Consider the following 821-nt stretch of genomic DNA (forward strand, 5'->3'; position numbering starts at 1 on the left):
CTCCGGGGCATGAAAGGAATAGAGCTTCCAGCCGCGCTGGCGCTGCTGCTGGGAGCGGATCTGGCTGGCTCGGCCAAGCGGAAGGGCGAATGCCTCCTCGAGGGCTGGCTGGCCCTCGATCTTGCGACGGATGTCGCGGATGATCCGGCCCAGCCGGCTGCGCAGGATACGCAACTGCCGCTGATGCCGCCCGAACTGTTTGGCATGGGCGTAGCGGCCCGCCATCATCGCAGCGGCCTTGGCCACGCGAGAATAGGATTGCCGGAGCCTGACGCAGTGCCTTCTCGCCAGGCGGTTGAGGCCCTGGATGGCCGCATGAAGCAGCTTGGCGTCGGTCGGGAAGGTGATGGCCTTCGGCTGCACCGTGGTGTCGACCGTGACGCGCTTGAGGTCCTGGCTGCGTAAGGCGCCGGCTTCGTGCGCCACCCGCAGGCTCTCGGCCAGCAGCAGCTCCAGCTTGTCGCCGAGCCGCTTGCGCCAATGGCTCAGGTCCGAGCGTTCGTGCGGGAAAGCGTGCCGGAAAAACTCTTCGCCGGTGAAGAACTGGAAATAAGGGTCGTGGACCCAGCGCTCGCACACCCCCTCATCGGACAGCCCGTAGATATGCTTGAGCAACAACAGCCCGATCATGAAGCGGGTCTCGATCCCCGGCCGGCCGTTCTCGCTGTAGAGCGGCGCGATCTCGCCGTCGATCCAGTCCCAATCGATCTTGCCGGCAAGCAGAACCAACTCGTGGTTCAGATTGATGATCTGGTCCAGCCGCGCCCGGAACAGATCGTTCGATCCCGTCGTCTTGTGCTTCTTCGGCCGCATCGTTCCCT

Annotated in this window: 1 protein-coding gene; it reads right to left on the reverse strand. The window is 64.7% G+C overall.

Translation table 11 applies throughout. The features are described 5' to 3' along the window. Window positions 1–813: IS5 family transposase (locus AC0L3P_RS39910; protein ID WP_473309449.1), on the reverse strand; the 813-nt coding region annotated here is incomplete at its 3' end. Between the last annotated feature and the right edge of the window lie 8 nt (window positions 814–821).

Source organism: Bradyrhizobium sp. WSM4874, assembly GCF_055811835.1.